Annotated in this window: 21 protein-coding genes; 10 read left to right on the plus strand and 11 right to left on the minus strand. The window is 72.6% G+C overall.

The window, feature by feature from the left end:
- Window position 1: 1 nt before the first annotated feature.
- The 3 genes from purS to ABME01_RS00605 are packed head-to-tail and all read right to left on the minus strand — an operon-like array spanning window position 2 to window position 2,084.
- On the minus strand, window positions 2-322 hold the full coding sequence (gene purS, locus ABME01_RS00595) for a phosphoribosylformylglycinamidine synthase subunit PurS (protein ID WP_353826400.1): 321 nt from the start codon (window positions 320-322) through the stop codon (window positions 2-4).
- Between the two features lie 42 nt (window positions 323-364).
- Window positions 365-1,678, minus strand: a complete 1,314-nt coding sequence (locus ABME01_RS00600) for an MFS transporter (RefSeq protein ID WP_353826401.1) — start codon at window positions 1,676-1,678, stop codon at window positions 365-367.
- A gap of 7 nt (window positions 1,679-1,685) precedes the next feature.
- On the minus strand, window positions 1,686-2,084 hold the full coding sequence (locus tag ABME01_RS00605) for a hypothetical protein (RefSeq protein ID WP_353826402.1): 399 nt from the start codon (window positions 2,082-2,084) through the stop codon (window positions 1,686-1,688).
- 183 nt (window positions 2,085-2,267) lie between these two features.
- Here ABME01_RS00605 and ABME01_RS00610 point away from each other — a divergent pair, with 183 nt between their 5' ends.
- Entirely contained in the window at window positions 2,268-2,693 is a 426-nt protein-coding gene (locus ABME01_RS00610) for a DUF1304 family protein (protein ID WP_353826403.1), read from the plus strand.
- Here the strand turns inward: ABME01_RS00610 and ABME01_RS00615 are convergent.
- From ABME01_RS00615 to kynA, 3 genes are read right to left on the minus strand one after another with little or no spacing between them, the layout of a single operon-like run.
- Window positions 2,690-3,943 (minus strand): kynureninase, encoded by a 1,254-nt coding sequence (locus ABME01_RS00615; protein ID WP_353826595.1) that lies wholly within the window; start codon window positions 3,941-3,943, stop codon window positions 2,690-2,692. The genes ABME01_RS00610 and ABME01_RS00615 overlap by 4 nt on opposite strands.
- 2 nt (window positions 3,944-3,945) lie before the next feature.
- Window positions 3,946-4,986 (minus strand): amidohydrolase family protein, encoded by a 1,041-nt coding sequence (locus ABME01_RS00620; RefSeq protein WP_353826404.1) that lies wholly within the window; start codon window positions 4,984-4,986, stop codon window positions 3,946-3,948.
- Window positions 4,983-5,831, minus strand: a complete 849-nt coding sequence (gene kynA / locus ABME01_RS00625; RefSeq protein ID WP_353826596.1) for a tryptophan 2,3-dioxygenase — start codon at window positions 5,829-5,831, stop codon at window positions 4,983-4,985. The genes ABME01_RS00620 and kynA overlap by 4 nt, the downstream gene beginning before the upstream one ends.
- A gap of 170 nt (window positions 5,832-6,001) precedes the next feature.
- Between kynA and ABME01_RS00630 the strand changes: the two genes are divergently transcribed.
- Both ABME01_RS00630 and ABME01_RS00635 read left to right on the plus strand, forming a co-directional pair.
- Window positions 6,002-6,298: a DUF1905 domain-containing protein gene (locus ABME01_RS00630; protein ID WP_353826405.1), complete on the plus strand. Its 297-nt coding sequence runs from the start codon at window positions 6,002-6,004 to the stop codon at window positions 6,296-6,298.
- 32 nt (window positions 6,299-6,330) lie between these two features.
- Window positions 6,331-6,972 carry a TetR/AcrR family transcriptional regulator gene (locus ABME01_RS00635; protein WP_353826406.1) on the plus strand — a complete coding sequence of 214 codons (642 nt, stop codon included), beginning with the start codon at window positions 6,331-6,333 and terminating at the stop codon, window positions 6,970-6,972.
- Window positions 6,973-6,995: 23 nt separating this feature from the next.
- Here the strand turns inward: ABME01_RS00635 and ABME01_RS00640 are convergent, their stop codons facing one another.
- The 3 genes from ABME01_RS00640 to purD form a co-directional block, all read right to left on the minus strand.
- A complete protein-coding gene (locus tag ABME01_RS00640) occupies window positions 6,996-7,838 on the minus strand; it encodes a VOC family protein (RefSeq protein ID WP_353826597.1) in 843 nt (280 codons plus the stop codon).
- 88 nt (window positions 7,839-7,926) lie between these two features.
- Window positions 7,927-8,871, minus strand: a complete 945-nt coding sequence (locus ABME01_RS00645) for a phosphoribosylaminoimidazolesuccinocarboxamide synthase (protein ID WP_353826407.1) — start codon at window positions 8,869-8,871, stop codon at window positions 7,927-7,929.
- Between the two features lie 57 nt (window positions 8,872-8,928).
- Window positions 8,929-10,239: a phosphoribosylamine--glycine ligase gene (gene purD, locus ABME01_RS00650; RefSeq protein ID WP_353826408.1), complete on the minus strand. Its 1,311-nt coding sequence runs from the start codon at window positions 10,237-10,239 to the stop codon at window positions 8,929-8,931.
- 73 nt (window positions 10,240-10,312) lie between these two features.
- On the opposite strand from purD, the gene ABME01_RS00655 reads away from it, so the two are divergent.
- Together ABME01_RS00655 and ABME01_RS00660 are read left to right on the plus strand one after the other, a co-directional pair.
- Entirely contained in the window at window positions 10,313-10,693 is a 381-nt protein-coding gene (locus tag ABME01_RS00655) for a sterol carrier family protein (protein WP_353826409.1), read from the plus strand.
- Between the two features lie 65 nt (window positions 10,694-10,758).
- Window positions 10,759-11,217 carry a hypothetical protein gene (locus ABME01_RS00660; protein ID WP_353826410.1) on the plus strand — a complete coding sequence of 153 codons (459 nt, stop codon included), beginning with the start codon at window positions 10,759-10,761 and terminating at the stop codon, window positions 11,215-11,217.
- Window positions 11,218-11,233: 16 nt separating this feature from the next.
- Here the strand turns inward: ABME01_RS00660 and ABME01_RS00665 are convergent, their stop codons facing one another.
- Complete coding sequence (locus ABME01_RS00665; RefSeq protein WP_353826411.1) at window positions 11,234-11,632, minus strand: hypothetical protein; 399 nt, start codon at window positions 11,630-11,632, stop codon at window positions 11,234-11,236.
- A gap of 77 nt (window positions 11,633-11,709) precedes the next feature.
- Complete coding sequence (purF, locus tag ABME01_RS00670; protein WP_353826412.1) at window positions 11,710-13,167, minus strand: amidophosphoribosyltransferase; 1,458 nt, start codon at window positions 13,165-13,167, stop codon at window positions 11,710-11,712.
- Between the two features lie 369 nt (window positions 13,168-13,536).
- Here purF and ABME01_RS00675 point away from each other — a divergent pair, with 369 nt between their 5' ends.
- The 5 genes from ABME01_RS00675 (at window position 13,537) to ABME01_RS00695 (ending at window position 19,048) form a co-directional block, all read left to right on the plus strand.
- Window positions 13,537-14,487, plus strand: coding sequence for a trypsin-like serine peptidase (locus tag ABME01_RS00675; RefSeq protein WP_353826413.1), 951 nt, complete (start codon window positions 13,537-13,539; stop codon window positions 14,485-14,487).
- 162 nt (window positions 14,488-14,649) lie between these two features.
- Window positions 14,650-15,858 (plus strand): ROK family transcriptional regulator, encoded by a 1,209-nt coding sequence (locus ABME01_RS00680; protein WP_353826414.1) that lies wholly within the window; start codon window positions 14,650-14,652, stop codon window positions 15,856-15,858.
- Window positions 15,855-16,829 carry a carbohydrate ABC transporter permease gene (locus tag ABME01_RS00685; protein ID WP_353826415.1) on the plus strand — a complete coding sequence of 325 codons (975 nt, stop codon included), beginning with the start codon at window positions 15,855-15,857 and terminating at the stop codon, window positions 16,827-16,829. The genes ABME01_RS00680 and ABME01_RS00685 overlap by 4 nt, the downstream gene beginning before the upstream one ends.
- Window positions 16,822-17,706, plus strand: coding sequence for a carbohydrate ABC transporter permease (locus tag ABME01_RS00690; RefSeq protein ID WP_353826416.1), 885 nt, complete (start codon window positions 16,822-16,824; stop codon window positions 17,704-17,706). The genes ABME01_RS00685 and ABME01_RS00690 overlap by 8 nt, the downstream gene beginning before the upstream one ends.
- A 91-nt stretch (window positions 17,707-17,797) precedes the next feature.
- Complete coding sequence (locus ABME01_RS00695; RefSeq protein ID WP_353826417.1) at window positions 17,798-19,048, plus strand: ABC transporter substrate-binding protein; 1,251 nt, start codon at window positions 17,798-17,800, stop codon at window positions 19,046-19,048.
- Window positions 19,049-19,050 lie beyond the last annotated feature (2 nt).

Consider the following 19,050-nt stretch of genomic DNA (forward strand, 5'->3'; position numbering starts at 1 on the left):
CTCAGTGGGTCTCGCCCGCGGGGGCGTCGTAGCCGTCGTGGTGGCTCGCGGCCTCGCCCGCCAGCTCGGCGTTCGACTGCTCGTAGTGGATGCCCACGACGTCCTCGATGACGGCGTTCGAGAGCACGTTCTCGGCGAGGGCCTCCACCTCGGAGCGGAGCGCATGGTCGATGGGCCCGTCGACGGTGAGTTCGAAGCGCTTGCCCACGCGCACCCCGCTGATGGAACCGTGCCCGGTGCGGGCCAGGGCGCCGGCGACGGCCTTCCCCTGCGGGTCGAGCAGTTCGGCCTTGGGCATCACGTCGACGACGATGGTGGGCACCGCGGTCCTCCGTTCGGTGTCGAGGGTGTGGATGCCTCGATTCTAGCCGTCGGCGTGCTCGCTCCGACGCCGCCGCAGGACGACCACCAGCAGGGACGCTGCGGCGACCTGCAGGCCGACGACGAGTGCGACGAGCACGGTCAGGTCCGAGTAGAGCACCCCGGCGAGGGTGGCGCCGAGGAGCGCCCCGACGCCCTGGAACACCGCGAACCAGCCGTACGCGGAGCCGAGCTGCCCCGCGGGCACCAGGTCGGCCACGAGGGCCTTCACGGTCGAGTCCTGCACCCCCGTCGCGAGGCCCCAGATCGCCACGCCGGCGACGACCGCGCCGATCGCCCCGCCGAGCGCGAGGCCGGGCACGAACGCGGTGAGCGCGGGGACGGCGAACAGGATGCCGGCACCGACCCGGTCGTACGCCCATCCCGTGGCGATCGCGCCGAGCGCGGCGGTGGCCATGCCGACGGCGTACACCAGCGGCACCCCGGCGATCGGGACCAGCCCGGCCGCGACAAGGTGGTACGACAGCACGCCGAAGCTCAGCAGGCCGAACGTCGTGAGCGCCGCGAACGTCGCGAAGAGGAGGAACGTCGTGCGGACATGCGCCGGGACGGCGCCGAGGCCGGCCAGGAGCGCGGAGAGCGAGCGCCGTGCCGCGGGCGCGGCCGCCGTCGGCGCCGGCGGCGGCGCCGGCGCGTCCGCGGGCGGATCGCCGGTCGCCGCGGGCGCGTACACCCGGGTGTCGGGGACGCGTGTCCTGAGCCAGCCGAGCAGCACCATCGCGGCCGCGGCGGGCACCGCGAGCGCGACGAAGGCCGGCCACACCTGGCCGGTGGCGGCCGCGATCCCGGCGACGAGGAGCGGGCCGGCGAACGCCCCGACCTGGTCGAGGAGCTTGTGCACCCCGAACGCGCGGCCGCGGCCGACGGCCCCTGCGGCGTCCGCGAGCAGCACGGTCTTCGCGGGGCCGCGGATGCCCTTGCCGGTGCGTTCGGCGAGGAGGAGCCCGCTCGCGGCCGCCAGCGACGCCGCGCCGAGCGATGGGGTGAGCGCGAGCAGCGGCACGCTGATGGCGCTCATCGCGTAGCCGACGATCGTGAATCCCCAGTACGCGCGCGTGCGGTCGGCCCAGGGTCCGGTCACGAGCCGGAGCACGAGCGCGACCGCGGTCGCCGTCCCGGTCACCGCGCCGACGAGCGCTGCCGTGGCGCCGAGCTCCTCGAGCAGCGCGCCACCGACCGAGATGGCCCCGTCCGAGACCATGTCGATGAACAGGCTCACGAACCCGAGCCCGATGACCATCGACCACGGGCGGAGACCCGGCGTCGGTGCGACCGCGCCCCCGCCCGTGCGCGTCACCCGCGGATCAGTCGCGGGTCACGGCGCGAACGATCGCGCCGATGCCGACCAGCAGTGCGGCGCCGGCGGCCGCGGCCACGCCCAGCACGAGCGCCGGGTTCTCGCGGTACTTCGCCTGCACCCACTCGGTCGCGTCGTCGAGGAACTCGCCGGCGTCGTCCATCGCGTCCGTCGCGAGGGCCTTCGCCTGCGCTGCCGCGTCCGACGCCGCCGCAGCGGCCTTCGCAGCCGCGGCGCTCGCGGCCTCGGCGAGTTCGTCGACCAGGTCCGCGACCTCGTCCGCGGCGACCTCGGCCGCCGCCTCCGCCTCGTCGGCGGCCTCCTCGGCGTGCTCGATCGCCGCCTCGACCTGCTCGTCGAGCTCCTCGACCTGCTTCTCGGCCTGCTCCTGCGTCGCATCCGTCATGGAATCGTCCCTTCCATCTGCCTCGCGTGTGCGGCCATGCTACGCGCGACATGTTCCGGGCGCGTGAACTCCGGGCGGGGATTGCACCGCTCCGGAACGCGTGGTACCCGGGGTGGGGAACCGGGCCCGCGGGTGCATGGCCAGAGGTGGCGGCGAACCCCGAGGGGGAGGACAATGCGGGCCATGGGTACGCTCGCACAGGTGCTCGCCGCGATCGAGGCCCTCACGCTCATCGTGGTCGGAGCGCTCGAGACGTTCTTCTTCCGGGAACCCGGCTTGTACGCGATCTTCCTCATCGAGCCGGGCGACTACGACGCCGTGGCGCTGTGGACGCGCAACGTCGGCGTCTACAACATGCTCATGGGCGTGGCGGTCGCCGTCGGGGTGCTCCTCGCGCGGGGCCGGCGGGTCGAGGCGGGGCGTGCGCTGGTGCTGGCGATCAGCGCCATGCACGTGGTGCTCGGCGCCTCGCTCGTCATCACGGCACCGGAACTCTGGCTGTCGGCGATCTCCGAGGGCGGGATCGCGCTCGCCGTGATCCTCGCCGTTCTGCTCGGGCAGAGGCCGGACACGGGTGCGCGGACCGGATCCGCCGCGACCGCGGGCTAGCCGAGTCCGGCCCGTTCCGCGAGCACCTCGCGGAGCACGTCGCGCGTCGCCTCGAGCCCGCGGTGGACCTCCTCGAAGCTCGTGGAGAGCGGGGCGAGGCCCACGCGGAGCCCGCCCACGTCGCGGTAGTCGGGGACGACGTCGCGCTGCCACAGTCGTGCCGTGACCTCGCGCATCGCGTCGTGCTGGAGGATGACGTGGCCGCCGCGCTCCTCGGCGTCGCGGGGCGAGGCGACCTCGACCCCGAGCGGCGAGAGCCAGGCGTCGGCCAGTTCGATCGCGTAGGCCGTGAGCGCGACGGACTTCGCGCGGATGGCCGCCATGCCCGCGACCTCGATCATCGCGAGCGTCTCCTGCATCGCGATCATGCCCGTGATCGGCGACGTGCCGCTGACGAAGCGGCGGATGCTCGCCGCCGGCACGTACTCGGGCCCCATCGCGAACAGGTCGGCGGTGCCGAACCAGCCCTGGATCGGCTGCTGCAGCACCTCGTGCAGGTCGTCGCGCACGTAGGCGAACGCGGGCGAGCCCGGTCCGCCGTTGAGGTACTTGTAGGTGCAGCCGACGGCGAGGTCGAAGCCCCACCGGTCCGCGTGCACCGGCACCGAGCCCGCCGAGTGGCAGAGGTCCCACATCACCAGCGCGCCGGCGTCGTGCGCGATGCGGGTGAGCTCGGGGGCGTCGGCCAGGAACGCCGAGCGGTACGAGACGTGGTTGAGCACGACGAGCGCGGTGTGCGGTCCGACCGCCTCGGCCAGCTGCTCCGACGTGACGCCGCGCGTCAGGTCGACGTCGATCCAGCGCAGGCGGCAGCCGCGCTCCTTCGCGATGCCCTCGAGCACGTACCGGTCGGTGGGGAAGTTGTCGCGGTCGACCACGATCTCGCGTCGCTGCGGGTCGCGCGCGATCTGCGCGTCGACCGCGGCCCGCGCGAGCTTGTAGATCAGCACGGTCGTCGAGTCGCCGATGACGGTCTGGCCCGCCGTCGCCTCGATCACGGCGCGTCCGATCCGGTCGCCGATCTCGTAGGGCAGCTGCAGCCACGACTCGTCCCATCCGCGGATGAGCCGGCCGCCCCACTCCTCGCGCATGAACCGCTCGACCCGCTCGATCGCCGAGATCGGCGGTCGGCCGAGCGAGTTGCCGTCGAAGTAGACGAGGTCGGTGTCGGCGCCGACGAACCGCCGGCGCAGGTGCGCGAGTCCGTCCGCGCGGTCCTGGCGGCGTGCGTAGGCGAGCAGCGAATCCATGGTCAACGGGGCTCCAGTTCCTCGGTCGGGACGATGCGCGCCCCCGCGAGCCAGCGGGACACGGCGTCGGGGTCGGCCAGGGCGTCGCCGACGGGCGCCGGTCCGGGCACGAACGTGGCGATCCCGGCGTCGGCCCAGGCGCGCGTCGGTTCGGGCCAGGGGTCGGTGAGCGCCGCGACGACGGCGGATGCCCCGAGGCCGGCCCGCACGAGCGCGGCGACCTCCTCCGCGTTCACGCCCGGGTCGAGCGGGCCGTTGCCGGCGTCGGTGCCGTAGAGCACGCGGCCGCCGGCGGCGTGGAACCTGCCGAGGTTCCCGATGGCCGTCTCGGCCGCACGGTGATCGTCGCGCACGTGGATGGCGAGGGTCGAGATCCACCGCTGCCCCGCCCGGACGGCCCGGGCGATGAGATCGTCGTCGAGCGCCTCGCTGAACGGCGCGTGCACGAGGACGTCGACGCCCGCATCGATCGCCAGCGCGGCGGTGCCGGGACCCTCGGCGTGCGCGGCGACCGGCAGCCCGGCGGCGTGCGCGGCGGCGACGACCGCGGCGAGCGTCGGGCCGTCGAACACGGGGCCGGCGGCCGCGTTCAGCGCGACCTTGATCACGGCGGCGCCGAAGCGGTGCTGCTCGTCGACGGCGGCTTCGATGGGACCCGTGAGCGCGCGATGGCCCCTGGCCCGCGCGGCGTCGGCGTCGCCGATCGGGGAGAGCTCGCGCACGCTGCCCGACGGCGCCCACGGCCGGGTCGACGGGTACCCGCCGGGCGCGGTGAGGAACGCCCCGGCGTAGCGGACCCGGGGCAGGCCGTCCGCCCGCGCGATGCGCGCGATCGCGCCGGGGTCGGCGCCGAGGTCGACGACCGCCGCGATGCCGTGCGCGACGGCGGGCTCGGGGTCGGCGAGCTGGAGGTGCACGTGGTGGTCGATGAGCGGCGGCAGCATGGTGCCGGTCTCGCCGGGGTGGTCGCCGTTCAGCGAGCGGCGCACGCGGCGGGCGAGCGGGCCGGGGCCCGCACCCTCCGCGTCGACCACGCTGCTCATCCCGGCAGCTCGGTCCGCACGGCGTACAGCTCGGGGAAGAAGGTCAGCTCCAGTGCGCGCCGCAGGAACGGGGCGCCGCTCGACCCGCCCGTGCCGGTCTTCGAGCCGATGATGCGCTCGACGGTCTTCAGGTGACGGAACCGCCACAGCTGGAAGTTGTCCTCGAGGTCGACGAGCTCCTCGCAGGTCTCGTAGGCCGCCCAGTTGGCGTCGGGATCGGCGTAGATCGCGGTGAAGACGGGCACCAGCTCGGGACGGTAGGTCCACGCGGTCGTCACGTCGCGCTCGAGGACGTCGGCGGGGATGTCGTAGCCCGAGCGTGCGAGCAGGCGCAGGAACTCGTCGTACAGGCTGGGCGCCTCGAGCGCGCGGCGCACGATCGCGCCCGCGACGGGGTCGGCGTCGAAGACCCGCAGCATCCTGGCGTTCTTGTTGCCGAGCGTGAACTCGACCGCCCGGTACTGGTACGACTGGAACCCGCTCGAGTTGCCGAGCACGCCGCGGAACTGCGCGTACTCGCTCGGCGTGAGGGTCGCGAGCACCGACCACTGCTCGGTGAGCGTCTTCTGGATGTGCTTGACCCGCGCGATGCTCTTCAGCGCCGGGGCCAGCTCGTCCCGTCGCATGGACTCGCATGCCGCCTCGAGCTCGTGCAGCACGAGCTTCAGCCAGAGCTCGGTCGTCTGGTGCTGGATGATGAAGAGCAGTTCGTCGTGGTGCTCCGGCCGCGAGATCGGCCGCTGCGCCGAGAGCAGCGTCTCGAGGTCGAGGTAGCCGCCGTAGCTCATGCGGTCGCTGAAGTCGGTGACCACGGAGGCCTCGATGCGCCGGGTGTTCGCCTCCACGCCGGGGGAGGCCTCGTCGGTCCGCTCGTGCTCCGGTCCGTCGTCGGGTGCTGCCACGCGGCAAGCCTACCGAGCGGGACGCCCGCGTCGTCAGGGCCGGTTCCCGAGCCGGCGTCCGGGTCCCCGGACATCACCGCGCGGGCGTCGGGGGTGCGGCGTACGCTCGCGGCATGGCCGAGACGTACGACTTCACGGCGACCGTGTACCGCTGGCAGGATCGGCCGGCCGACACCTGGTTCTTCGTCGACGTGCCGGAGGAGCCGTCGGCCGACATCCGGGAGCGCCCGCGGCCGCGCCGGGGATTCGGCTCCATCCGCGTGGCGGCGACCATCGGCGGCACCACCTGGCGCACCTCGATCTTCCCGGGAGCGGAGCGCTACGCGCTCCCGCTGAAGAAGGCGGTCCGCGACGCGGAGGGCATCGGCCCGGGCGATGCGGTCGAGGTCTCGATCGAGTGCCTCGAGTGAGCCGGAGGGGGCCCCGGGCGTAGGCTGGTCGCGTGAGTTCGACCGTGTCGACGCGGCGAGACGCCCGTCGCAACCACGAACGGCTCCTCGTCGAGGCGAGGCGCCTGTTCGCCGAGCGAGGGGTCGATGCGCCGCTCGACGAACTCGCCACCAGGGCCGAGGTCGGCGCGGGCACCGTGTACCGCCACTTCCCCACGCGCGACGACCTGATCCGCGAGCTCTACGACTCCGGCATCGACGACATGCGCGAGCTCATCCCCGAGGTCGTCGAGGCCGAGACCGGATGGCGCTCCATCGAGCTCTGGCTCGAGAAGCTCTCCGCCTGGCTGATCGAGCGCCCGTACCTGCCCGCCGTCATGCGCCGCGTCGCGGAGCTCGACCCCGAGCACCGGCCCGGCACCGAGTTCCAGTCGATCGCCGACGGCGTGGTCGCCCGGGCCCAGGCCGAGGGGAGCCTGCGCTCCGACGTCACGAGCGTCGACCTCAGCGTGCTCGTCGACATGCTGGGCTCGCTCGGCCAGTACGGCGGGGCCTACGTGCCCTACTGGCGGCGCCAGCTCGCCGTCGTGCTCGACGGGCTCCGCGTCAACCCCGACGCGGAGGAGCTCCCCGGCGCCGCCCAGGGGTTCCGCGAGTTCCACGAGATGTCGCACAACCGGCGCCGCGCCGACTGATCCGCCGGCCGCGGGCGCTGGGGTCAGCGCTCCGCGCGCACCTCGACGGCGTTGGCCCACGGGTCGTCGAAGGCGAGGGTGCGGCCGTCGTCGCGGGCGGGGACGCGGTAGTGCGCCATCCGCTCGCCGAGTTCGCCGACGTCGTCGGCGGTCGGCACCAGGATCTCGACCTTGCCGAGCCCGAGCGCGAGCTGCCGTCGCCCGGCGCCCCGGCTGTTCCACGTGTTCATGGCCATGTGGTGGTGGTACCCGCCCGCCGAGACGAAGAGTGCCTGGTCGCCGTAGGTCGCCGTCTGGTCGAAGCCGAGGCGGTCCACGTAGAACTCGCGTGCGCTCGCGACGTCGCCGACCGACAGGTGCACGTGGCCGACGCCCGCGCTGCCGAGGCCGGTGCCGGTCGCGGCGGCTTCCGCGGCCCGCTCGGTGAGGTGCTCGCGCAGGTAGCCGTTGGGGTCGAGGAAGATCGTCGCCATCTCGACGGTGCCGTGCGTCCAGCTCCAGGTCGAGCGGTCCCGGTCGAAGTAGAGCTCGACGCCGTTGCCCTCGGGGTCGTCGAAGTAGAACGCCTCGCTCACGAGGTGGTCGGCGCTGCCCGTGAACGTGCCGGGGTGCTTCGAGGCGACCGAGAACAGCGCCGTGGCGAGCGCCTCGCGGGTGTCGAACAGGATCGCGGTGTGGAACAGCCCCGCGCTGCGCGGAGCGGCGTGCCTGAGCTCGGGGGCGTGCTCGAGGATCACCGCCGGCGTGCTGCCGCGGCCGAGCACGGCGACCGGGCCGTCCTGGCGGAGCAGTTCGAGCGTGACGCCGTCGCGGTAGTACCGGATCATGGTGTCGAGGTCGGCGACGCGGAGGGTCACCGGCCCCATCGCGGTGTCGGCGGCGAGGCGGTCGGGGGTGGCATCCGAATCAGTTGTAGACACAACTAATGAAACCGCCCCCCTCAACCGGTATTCCCTACAGCCCCAGGGTCAGCCGATCGACGAGCGAGCGGTAGCGCTCGGCGGTCTGCTCGACGATCTCCGCGGGCAGCGTCGGCGGACGCTCCGAGTCGTCCTGGTCCCAGTTCGCCGCGAGCCAGTCGCGGACGATCTGCTTGTCGAAGCTCGCCATCCGCACCTCGGGCGTCCCACCCGTCAGGTAGGCCTCGAGGTCCCAGTACCGGCTCGAGTCGCTCGTGAGCACCTCGTCGGCGAGCGTCACGATGCCGAGTTCGCGATCGGCGCCGAATTCGAACTTCGTGTCCGCGAGGATGAGTCCGCGCTCCTCGGCGACCTGCGACGCGTGCTCGAAGACCGCGAGCGAGAGCGCGCGCAGCTGCTCGGCGACCGTGTCGCCGACGAGCTCCACCGTGCGCTCGTACGAGATGTTCTCGTCGTGCTCGCCCATCGGCGCCTTCCACGCCGGGGTGTAGACCGGCTCTGGCAGCCGGTCGCCGTCCCGCAGGCCTTCGGGCAGGGCGATCCCGCCGATTGCGCCGGTCGCCGCGTACTCGGCGTAGCCGCTGCCGGTGAGGTAGCCGCGAACGACGCATTCGACCGGGAACATGTCGAGCGTGCGGCAGAGCATGGCGCGGTCGGCGACCCCGTCCGGGATCGCGGGCAGGTCGTGGTAGCGGTCGTCCTCGGCGTACGCGAGGTGGTTCGGCACCTCGGGCAGCCGGTCGAACCACCATCGGGTGAGCTCGGTGAGCAGGGCGCCCTTGCCCGGGATGGCCGGCTCGAGCACGTGATCGAATGCGCTCACGCGGTCGCTCGCGACGACCAGGACGACGGGGGAGAGCGTCAGCGGGTCGCCGGTCCAGGTGTCGTCGTCCGACATGGCCGAGGTCGGCACGTACAGGTCGCGCACCTTGCCCGAGTACACGTGGGTCCAGCCGTCGAGGTCGCCCGTGGCGTCCATCCTCGTCTCCTCTCGAAATCCGGCTGCCGCGGTGCGCGTCGCCCACGGCGGCCGGGGTCAGTCCGCGACGCGCGCCGCGATGTCCGTGCGGTACTGCCCGCCCTCGAGCCGCAGCTGCCCGATCGCCTCGTAGGCGCGGCGGCGGGCCTCGGCGAAGTCGTCGCCGAGCGCGACGACGTTCAGCACGCGGCCGCCGGTCGCGATGAGGTGCGGCTCGGCATCGCCCTCCGTGGAGCCGACGGCGGTCGCGGCGTGGGCGAGGTGCACGCCCGGCACGGATGCCGCGGCCTCGAGGCCGTCGATGCGGCGGCCCGTCTCGGGCGACTCCGGGTAGCCCTCGCTCGCGAGGACCACCGTCACGGCGGCGTCGGGGCGGAACTCCGGGCGCGGGAGTTCGCCGCACCCGCCCGTCGCGGCGGCGTAGAGGAGTCCCGACAGGGGCGTCTTCAGCCGGGGCAGCACGACCTGGGTCTCGGGATCGCCGAAGCGCGCGTTGAACTCGATGACGCGGATGCCGCGGCTGGTGAGGATGAGGCCGGCGTAGAGCAGCCCGATGAACGGCGTCTGCTCCTCGGCGAGCTGCCGGACCGTTGGCTGCGCGATGGTCTCGATGACCTCGTCGACGAAGGCGTCCTCGCCGCCGAACCGATCGTCGAGCCACGGCAGTGGCGAGTAGGCGCCCATGCCGCCCGTGTTTGGGCCCTCGTCGCCATCGCGCAGGCGCTTGTAGTCCTGGGCGGGCGAGAGCGGGAGGACGTTCGAGCCGTCGGAGAGCAGGAACAGCGAGACCTCTTGGCCGTCGAGGAACTCCTCGACGAGCACCGGGCCCTGCTGCAGGTAGTGCTCGGCGTGCGCGAGCGCGGCGTCCCGGTCCTCGGTGACGAGCACGCCCTTGCCGGCGGCGAGCCCGTCGGCCTTCACGACGTAGGGCGCACCGAACTCGTCGAGCGTCTCCTCGACCTTCGGCAGCGAATCGACGAGGCTCGCCCGGCCGGTGGGCACGCCAGCGGCCTCCATGACGCGCTTCGCGAAGGTCTTCGATCCCTCGAGCGCCGCGGCGGCCTTCCCGGGGCCGAACACCGCGATGCCGCGGGTGCGGAGCGCGTCGGCGACGCCGGCGACGAGCGGGGCCTCCGGGCCGATCACGACCAGCTCGACGTCGTTGTCCATGGCGTAGTCGGCGACCACGACCGGGTCCGTCGGGTCGAGCGCGATCGTCTCGACGCTGCCGCGGGCGGACGAGGTCGGCGAGCCCGCGATCCCCGCGTTGCCGGGCGCGGCGACGATCTCGTGGCCGGCCTCCTCGTCGAGCAGGGCCAGGATGATGGCGTGCTCGCGCGCGCCCGAACCGAGGACGAGGATTCTCACCCGCTCAGGCTACCGGACGGTCCCTTCCGGGCCGGGGCCGGAGGGGCGCCGCCGGTGCGCGAGGATGGGGGGCATGGCGCGCAGGATCGGAGACGGCGACGGACGCGATGCGGTGGCCGCGGTCGTGGGCGCGCCGGATGCCGCATCCGTCGACCGGACCACCCTCGCGACCGCCGTCCGCTACACCCTCCAACTGCTCGCCGAGCAGGCCCCGGGCGGCACCGTCGAGGTGCGCGTCCCCCCGTTCGGCGCGGTGCAGTGCATCGAGGGTCCTCGGCACACCAGGGGCACCCCGCCGAACGTCGTCGAGACGGATGCCGCCACCTGGCTCGGGCTCGCCACCGGGTCGACGACCTGGGAGGCGGCCCGCGGCGGCGGGCGCGTGCACGCCTCGGGGCAGCGCGCCGATCTGTCCGGCGTCGTGCCCGTGATCGACGGGGCGCGCCTGGCCTGAGCGGCGTCGGTCGATTCCGCCGCCGCCGATTCCCGTGGCCGGCGCGCGTGCGGGAGAATGGCTGCGTGAGCGATGCGAACCGTCCCGAGCCCGCCGAGCCGGGCGAGCCCGCCGAGCCGGAGCCGTCGGTCGCCGATGTGGAGCCCGACGCGCCCGACGCCGAGGCGCGACCGAAGGTCGAGCGGATGGACGTCGAACCCGAGCGAACGGGCGAGCGCCTGGAGACCGAGGTCTCCAGCGACGCCGTCACGGTGCGCCGGACGCCGCGGTACGGCAGCTTCCTGCTGCTCGGCGCCGTCGTGGGCGTGATCGTCGCCCTCGTGCTCACGTTCGTGTTCCCCGAGAACCCGGAGTTCGACCGTTCCCAGGTCTTCGGGTTCCTGCTGCTGTGGTGCGGTGCGGGCGGCCTCGCGCTCGGCGGCGCGGCCGCGCTCGTCATCGACCGGGTGCTCGCCCGCCGCCGTGGGACCGCCGTCGCGGAGCACGAGTCCACGCACGTCGTCGAGGACGACCCCGAGCGCTGACTCGTTGCGGCGGCGGTCAGCGCGCCCGGACCGCCAGCAGCAGCCGCTCGAACTCGTCGACCGAGCCGCGCGCGCCGGCCAGCTGATCGCGATCGAGCACCGTGCGCCATCCGCCGTCGTCGTCGCGGGCGAGCACGAGCGGCAGGCCGTGCCGGGCGATCTCGGCCTGCACCGACGCGTCGTCGACCTCGTTGCGGTGCCGGAGCGCGAACGGCGCGTCGAGCCGGCGCACCATGGCATCCCACTCGGGCTTGCGCCGCCAGCGGTGCGTGACGTCGCACAGGGCGCACTCGGCGGTTCCGATCACGTGCCCGAGGACGTAGGCGAGCTCGCCGCGGAGGCCGCCGTCGGCGTCGTACACGCCGAGGTACTCCACGGGCGCCGCTGCCCGGGCGTCGTCGTGCCCCGGATCCATGACGTGATCATCGCAGGCGGACCCGGGTGCCGGCCGCGAGCCTGCTGCGTCGGGCATGTGAATGCGGTCGGCGCCGGTCAGCTGAGCTGCGTGCGCTCGACCCACTGCAGGTACTCCTCGGTCACCGTGCCGGTGACGTAGTCGCCCGTGAAGCACGACAGGTCGAGGGCGTCGATCCCGGTGCCCTCGGTGATCGCGGCCTGCAGGTCGGCGACCTCCTGGTAGATCATGTGGTCGGCGCCGAGCTCCCGGGCGATCTCGGGGATCTTCCGGCCGTGCGCGACGAGCTCGGCCCGGCTCGGCATGTTGATGCCGTAGACGTGCGGGAACCGCACGGGCGGCGCGGCGGAGGTGAACGTGACCTTGTTCGCGCCCGCGGCGCGGGCCATCTCCACGATCTGCTTCGACGTGGTGCCGCGCACGATCGAGTCGTCGACGATCAGCACGTTCTTGCCCTTGAACTCGGTGCCCATGGCGTTGAGCTTCTGCCGGACCGAGCGCTTGCGCGCGGCCTGCCCGGGCATGATGAACGTGCGGCCGACGTAGCGGTTCTTGTAGAAGCCCTCGCGGTACTCGATGCCGAGCCTCTGCGCGACCTGCATGGCGGCCGGCCGCGAGGAGTCGGGGATCGGCATGACCACGTCGATGTCGCCGTGGTCCATGTGGGTCTCGATGGTGCTCGCGAGTCGGTTGCCCATGCGCAGCCGCGCCTCGTACACGGAGATGCCGTTCATCACCGAGTCGGGTCGGGCGAGGTAGACGTACTCGAACGAGCACGGCATGAGGCGCGGGTCGCGGGCGCACTGGCGCGAGATCATCTCGCCGTCCGTCGTGATGAAGATCGCCTCGCCCGGCTCGACGTCGCGGACGACCTCGTAGTCGCCGTTCTCGAGCACGAGCGACTCGGATGCCACGATCCACTCGGGCCGGCCGCGCTCGGTCATGCGCCGGCCGAGGATGAGCGGGCGGATGCCGAAGGGGTCGCGGAAGGCGAGCAGCCCGTGGCCGGCGATCATCGCGATGACCGCGTACGACCCCTCGACGCGCTCGTGGACGTGCTCGACCGCGGTGAAGACCTGGTCGGGGTCGAGTTCGAGGCCGGTGATCTGCCCCTGCAGCTCGGTCGCGAGCACGTTGAGCAGCATCTCGGTGTCGCTCGTCGAGTTGACGTGGCGCCGGTCGATGCGGAACAGGTCCTGCGAGAGCTCGCGCGTGTTCGTGAGGTTGCCGTTGTGCACGAGGATGATGCCGTAGGGCGCGTTCACGTAGAACGGCTGCGCCTCCTCCTCGCGCTCGGCGGCGCCCTTGGTCGTGTAGCGCACGTGGCCGAGGCCCATGTTCCCGAGCAGTGACCGCATGTCACGCGTGCGGAACGCCTCGCGGACCTGGCCGCGCGCCTTGGACATGTGGAAGATCGGGCCGTCGGCGGTCGCGATGCCCGTCGAGTCCTGCCCGCGGTGCTGCAGGAGGAGGAGGCTGTCGTAGATCTGCTGGTTGACGGGCTCGGTGGAGACGATGCCGACGATGCCGCACATGCGAGCGATGGCTCCTCGGGAGTGGGGGCGAAGCGTCCGAGCTGGACGTTCCATCCTCGCACACGCGCGCGTGTGAGCCGGCTGTATGCGGGGCCGTGCTCAGGTGAGCATGCGGTGGTCCGGCTGCGCGTCGCGGCCCGCCGATCGCGGTCGGATCTCCGCCGCGGCCAACCTGAGAACATACCCCGCCACTCGGGGCCATGGGGAGGATTCTTCGGTCGTCACGGACTTGTTGTCGTTATCCCTGAACCCGGTCGCGGAGACTGCCCCCGAACGGGGGACATGTGTCACGCTCTCCCGCATTCGCATCTCGCGGCCTCGGCGACCGACTGGGGGACCACAGCCGCCTGTCTCGGAAAGGGCTCGTCCATGAAGCTCACCACCATGCGCGCCGCGCTCGCCGGCGCCGCACTCGTCGCCTGCGGCCTGCTCGCCGCGCCGACCGCCGCCTCTGCCGCACCGCCCACGGGGGCCGCCGGCGTCGACCGCCACGACGTGCCCGCGGCCGAGCGCGCCGCGGCAGCCGGCTACTGGACCGCGGACCGGATGCGCTCCGCGATCCCGGCCGAGGCGCTCCTGGCCGGCAAGGCCGCGTCCACGCCGGCCGCGGACGTTGCCGCCGGCGCGCCCGTCACGTACGGCAAGCCCGCGCCGACCGGCGACATCACGCTCATGGCCGCCAACGAGTCGCCCGTGTCGAACATCGGCAAGGTCTTCTTCTCCCTGGGCGGACGCAACTACGTCTGCTCGGGCAACGCGGTGAGCTCCGCCAACGGCAGCGTCGTCGCCACCGCGGCGCACTGCGTGCACGAGGGCCACGGCCGGTACGCGACGAACTGGACGTTCGTCCCGGCGTACGAGAACGGTGCCGCGCCCTACGGCCAGTGGGTCGCCACCTCGCTCGCGGCCCCGAGGCAGTGGACCAAGGGCGGCGACATCACCTACGACACCGCCTTCGCGACGGTGGGGACGCTGGGCGGCAAGACGTTGCAGGCCACCGTGGGCGGCACCGCGATCGCGTTCAACCAGGCTCGCGGCCTCTCGTACGACGCCTTCGGCTACCCCGCCGCCGCGCCGTTCAACGGGCAGACCCTGAAGTCGTGCTCCGGCACCGCGACCGACGACCCGTACGGCCAGACGCAGTCGCAGGGCATCCCCTGCGACATGACCGGCGGGTCGTCGGGCGGCCCCTGGTTCATGGGCAACGGCGCGCAGAACTCCGTGAACAGCTTCGGCTACAACAACATCCCGAACGTGATGTTCGGGCCGTACTACGGCTCGGTGGCGCAGGCCACCTACGCCACGGCCGCCGCGAGCTGATCGCCCGCCGCGCCGATCGAGCGCGGAGCGCCCCGCACCGAGGGACCGGTGCGGGGCGCTTCGTCGTGTCCGGGGAATCAAGGTCTTGCTTTTCAACTTTGTTTAGTTCTAAATTAACTCTAGACCTTCCCCGGGACCCCGTCCCCCGACCACGAGGCATCGATGGCGATCCACTCCAGCTCCCGCACCGACGTCAACCGCTCGGCGATCCTGGCGCGGCTCGGTGCCGACGGTCCCGCCTCACGCGCCGAGCTGGCTCGCGTGCTCTCCCTCTCGCCCGCGCTCATCACGCAGCTCGTCAAGGACCTGCTCGCCGACGGCCTGCTCGTGGAACTCGAGCAGGCTCCGTCGAACGGAGGCAGGCCGGCCCGCATGCTGGGCCTCGCGACGTCGGCGGGTCGGGCGATCGGCATCAAGGTCGTCGCGGACCACGTCGCCTTCGTCGAGGTCGGCGTCGACGGTCGGGTGGTCCGGTCGGCCAGCGAGCCCTTCGACGCGACCGCGAGCACGTTCATCGCCGAACTCGTCGAGCGGATCCGCGGGTTCATGGCCGCCGGTGACGGGTCGACCGTGCTCGGCCTCGGCGTCGGCGTCCCCGGCAGCGTCGACCGCCCGGGCAACGGCGTGGTCGATTCGGCCCAGCTCGGCTGGTCGGGCGTGGAACTCGGCGAGGCGCTCCGGCGCGCGACCGGGCTGCCCGTCGTGGTCGAGAACAACGTGAACGCCCTCGCGATCGCCGAGCGCCTCTTCGGCCTCGGACGCTCGCACGACAACTTCCTCGTCGTGACCATCGGCACCGGCGTCGGCGCCGGCATCGTCGTCGACGGCAACGTGCTGCGGGCCGCCTCGGGCGGCGCGGGCGAGATCGGGCACATCCCCGTCGCCGACGACGGCCCGCGCTGCACCTGCGGCAACCACGGATGCCTCGAGGCGTTCATCGGGGAGGATGCCCTGGTCCGGTCGGCTCGCGAGCGGGGCATCCTGCCCGACGACGCGGGCATCGACGCCCTGCGCGAGGCCGCCGACCGCGGCGATGAGGAGGCGCGCGCCGTGTACGACGTGGCCGGGCGGCTCCTCGGCCGCACGCTCGCGGGCGTCGTGCACACCGTCGACCCCGCGTTCGTCGTGGTGCTCGGCGAGGGCACGGCCGGCTGGCGGCACTGGGCGCCCGGGTTCGAGCCCGCGTTCCGCTCGCACCTGCTGCGCCATCGCCGGAGCCTCCCCGTCGAGATCGAGACCTGGACCGACGAGAGCTGGGCGCAGGGCGCCGCTGCGCTCGTGCTCGCGACCCCGTTCGACGCGGCCGGCTCGGCCGGCGATCAGGGACGGCTGATCCGGGCCCGCTTCGCCGGGCAGGTGGTGCAGCCATGACCGCCCTGGTCGGCGAGGCCGTCGCCGACGTCCGCGACGCCGAGCGAGCGGCCCGGGGCACCGCCGGCCCGACCCGCCCCGTCGGACGCGCACGCCGCGCACGCCGCATCCGCTACGCCCTCACCGTCCTGGCGTTCCTGCTGCCCAGCGCGGTGCCGCTCGTGCTCTTCGTGCTCGCGCCGATGGTCGCCGCGGCGTGGATCAGCCTCACCGAGTGGAACCTGCTCGCGCCGGCGACGTGGGTCGGCCTCGACAACTACGCGAACCTGCTCACCGACCCCGAGACGGCGGACGTGTTCCTGCACACGCTGTCCTACATCGTCGGCTACCTGCCGCTCGTCTACGTCGGCGGGCTCGCGATCGCGCTCGCGCTGAACACCGCACTGCGCGGCCGCACGCTCCTCCGCGGGATCTACTTCCTGCCGGTCATCACGAGCTGGATCGTCGTCGCCCTCGTGTGGCGGTGGCTCCTGAACCCGTCGAACGGCGTCGTGAACACCGTTCTCGCCTGGTTCGGCATCGACGGTCCGGGATGGTGGACCGACCCGGCCTGGGCGATGCCCTCGATCATCTTCGCCTCGGCGTGGAAGGACCTCGGCTTCGTCATGGTCATCCTGCTCGCCGGGCTCCAGGCCATCGACCCCGAGCTGCTCGACGCCGCCCGCGTCGACGGTGCCGGCTGGTGGCGCCGGCTCTTCTCCGTGACGCTCCCGCTGCTCTCCCCCGCGACCTTCTTCGTCGTCGTGATCTCGCTCATCAACGGCTTCCAGGTCTTCGACCAGGTCTACGCGATGACCGGCGGCGGACCGGGCGGCGCGACGCAGGTCGTCGTGCAGCAGATCTACGACCTGACGTTCCGGTACGGCAAGGCGGGCGAGGCGTCCGCGCTGTCGTGGCTCCTGTTCGTCGTGATCCTCGCCGTGACGGTCATCCAGATCCGCGGCCAGCGCAAGTGGGTGAACTATGGCTGAGACGACGCTCGCACCGATGACGGCCCGGGCGCGCGGCATCCGTCGTCGCACCGAGGCGGCCCGCGCGGCCCGCGCCCGGAGCGTGCTGCTGCACGTCGTGATCGTGGTCGGCGCCCTGGCCATGTTCTTCCCGTTCTACTGGACGGTGGTCACCTCGCTGACCCCCGGCAGTGGACTGAGCTCCACGCCGTCGCTCCTCCCGGCCGACGCGAGCCTCGAGGCGTACCAGCGTCTCTTCGCCGACCTCCCCTTCGCGCGGGTCGTCGGCAACAGCCTGCTGCTCGCGACGGTCACGACCCTCGCCCAGCTCGTCACGAGCGCGACCGCCGCCTACGCGTTCAGTCGGCTGCCGTTCCGCGGCCGCACGGTCGTCTTCGGCATCTACCTCGCGACGATGATGATCCCGCTCCAGGTGCTCGTCGTGCCGCTCTTCGCCGAGCTGCGCGCATGGGGCCTCGTCGACACCTACCTCGGCGCGCTGCTGCCCACGCTCGCGGCGGCGTTCGGCGTCTTCCTGCTCCGGCAGGCGATGAACCAGGTTCCGTTCGAGCTCGACGAGGCCGCGGCGCTCGACGGTGCGGGACACTTCCGGATCTTCTGGACGGTCATCCTGCCCAACATCCGGCCCGCGCTCGCCACCCTCGCGGTGTTCGCGTTCATGGGCAGCTGGAACAGCTTCCTCTGGCCGCTCGTCGTGCTCCGCTCGCCCGAGCTGCAGACCCTCCCGGTCGCGCTGGCCGGGCTGCAGGGCCAGTACACGACCCAGTGGGACATCGTCATGGCCGGCTCGGTCGTGAGCATCCTCCCGATGCTCGCGGTCTACCTGTTCGCCCAGAAGTACGTCATCCAGGGGGTCGCGAACACCGGCCTCAAGTGAGGACGGGCCAGCGGCCCCGACCCGGACGGTCCGATCCCGACCGTCCACCAACCGGCACCACGCCTCATCCCGATCGAAGGAGATACGCACCATGAGGACCACAGCACTGGCCGGCGTCGGCCTCGTCGCCGCCACCGCCCTCGCCCTGACCGGCTGCGCCGCGGGCGACAGCTCCGGCGAGGCCGACGGCCCCGTCACCATCAGCTACACGAACTTCATCTCGAACGGCGGCAACGAGGACAACCTCCAGGCCATCGTCGACGCGTTCGAGGAGGAGAACCCCGACATCACCGTCGAGGTGACCACGCTCCCGTACGCCGACTACGGCACGGCGCTCCAGACCGACCTCGCGGCCGGCACCGCCGCCGACGTCTTCGACGTCGAGTACGCCAACTTCGCCCAGTACCAGGCGAACGGGGTGCTCGCCGAGATCGACGTCGAGGACCCGTCGGTGTATCGCCAGAGCGTGCTCGAGGCATACCAGGCGGATGGCACGCAGTACGCGCTGCCGAGCTCGTTCTCGACCGTCGTGCTCTTCTACAACCGCGACCTGTTCGAGGCCGCCGGCGTCGACGCGCCCACGGGGGACTGGACGTGGGCCGACGAGCAGGCCGCGGCCGAGCAGCTCACCGACGAGGGCGCCGGCACGTGGGGCGACCACCAGCCCGTGAGCTTCTACGAGTTCTACAAGGTGCTCGCGCAGAACGGCGGGGAGTTCCTCGACGCCGACGGCGCCGCGGTCGCGTTCAACACGCCCGAGGGCGTCGAGGCCGCCGAGTGGCTGGTCGGCAAGAGCGGCACGACCATGCCGACGATCGAGGACGGCCAGGGCACGCCGGACTTCGACACCAACCTGTTCCTCGACGGCAAGCTCGCCATGCTGCACACCGGCATCTGGATGTTCGGCGCCTTCGCCGACGCGCCCTTCGGCTGGGACATCGCGGTCGAGCCGGGCAACGCCCAGCAGGCGAGCGCGCTGTTCTCGAACGCGGTCGGCGTCTCCGCTGGCTCGGCGCACCAGGAGGCGGCGGCGAAGTTCGCCGAGTTCCTCACCTCGAGCGACGTGATGGTGCAGACCCGGCTCGACGCCGGCTGGGAGCTCCCGGCGACCTCCGACGAGGCCGCGCTCGACAGCTACCTGACGCTCGGGAACCCCGAGGACCGGCAGGCGGTGTTCGACTCGCTCGAGCAGGTCGCGCTGCCGCCCGTCGTGGCGCAGGGCCAGCAGGAGATGCAGGACATCATGAGCGAGGAGCTGGTCGAGGCGCAGGCCGGTCGCAAGACCGTGCAGGAGGCGCTCGACTCGGCCGAGGAGCGGATCAACGCCGCCATCGGCGGCTGATC

The sequence above is a fragment of the Agromyces litoreus genome (genome assembly GCF_040496015.1).
GTDB classification, from domain to species: domain Bacteria; phylum Actinomycetota; class Actinomycetes; order Actinomycetales; family Microbacteriaceae; genus Agromyces; species Agromyces litoreus.

Excerpts from the sequence above, each read along its gene's own strand:
- ABME01_RS00605 (WP_353826402.1), bottom strand. The coding sequence starts at position 2,084 with ATGACGGATGCGACGCAGGAGCAGGCCGAGAAGCAGGTCGAGGAGCTC.
- ABME01_RS00610 (WP_353826403.1), top strand. The coding sequence starts at position 2,268 with ATGGGTACGCTCGCACAGGTGCTCGCCGCGATCGAGGCCCTCACGCTC.
- ABME01_RS00615 (WP_353826595.1), bottom strand. The coding sequence starts at position 3,943 with ATGGATTCGCTGCTCGCCTACGCACGCCGCCAGGACCGCGCGGACGGA.
- ABME01_RS00620 (WP_353826404.1), bottom strand. The coding sequence starts at position 4,986 with ATGAGCAGCGTGGTCGACGCGGAGGGTGCGGGCCCCGGCCCGCTCGCC.
- ABME01_RS00630 (WP_353826405.1), top strand. The coding sequence starts at position 6,002 with ATGGCCGAGACGTACGACTTCACGGCGACCGTGTACCGCTGGCAGGAT.
- ABME01_RS00640 (WP_353826597.1), bottom strand. The coding sequence starts at position 7,838 with ATGGGGCCGGTGACCCTCCGCGTCGCCGACCTCGACACCATGATCCGG.
- ABME01_RS00645 (WP_353826407.1), bottom strand. The coding sequence starts at position 8,871 with ATGGACGCCACGGGCGACCTCGACGGCTGGACCCACGTGTACTCGGGC.
- ABME01_RS00655 (WP_353826409.1), top strand. The coding sequence starts at position 10,313 with ATGGCGCGCAGGATCGGAGACGGCGACGGACGCGATGCGGTGGCCGCG.
- ABME01_RS00665 (WP_353826411.1), bottom strand. The coding sequence starts at position 11,632 with ATGGATCCGGGGCACGACGACGCCCGGGCAGCGGCGCCCGTGGAGTAC.
- purF (WP_353826412.1), bottom strand. The coding sequence starts at position 13,167 with ATGTGCGGCATCGTCGGCATCGTCTCCACCGAGCCCGTCAACCAGCAG.
- ABME01_RS00675 (WP_353826413.1), top strand. The coding sequence starts at position 13,537 with ATGAAGCTCACCACCATGCGCGCCGCGCTCGCCGGCGCCGCACTCGTC.
- ABME01_RS00680 (WP_353826414.1), top strand. The coding sequence starts at position 14,650 with ATGGCGATCCACTCCAGCTCCCGCACCGACGTCAACCGCTCGGCGATC.
- ABME01_RS00685 (WP_353826415.1), top strand. The coding sequence starts at position 15,855 with ATGACCGCCCTGGTCGGCGAGGCCGTCGCCGACGTCCGCGACGCCGAG.
- ABME01_RS00690 (WP_353826416.1), top strand. The coding sequence starts at position 16,822 with ATGGCTGAGACGACGCTCGCACCGATGACGGCCCGGGCGCGCGGCATC.
- ABME01_RS00695 (WP_353826417.1), top strand. The coding sequence starts at position 17,798 with ATGAGGACCACAGCACTGGCCGGCGTCGGCCTCGTCGCCGCCACCGCC.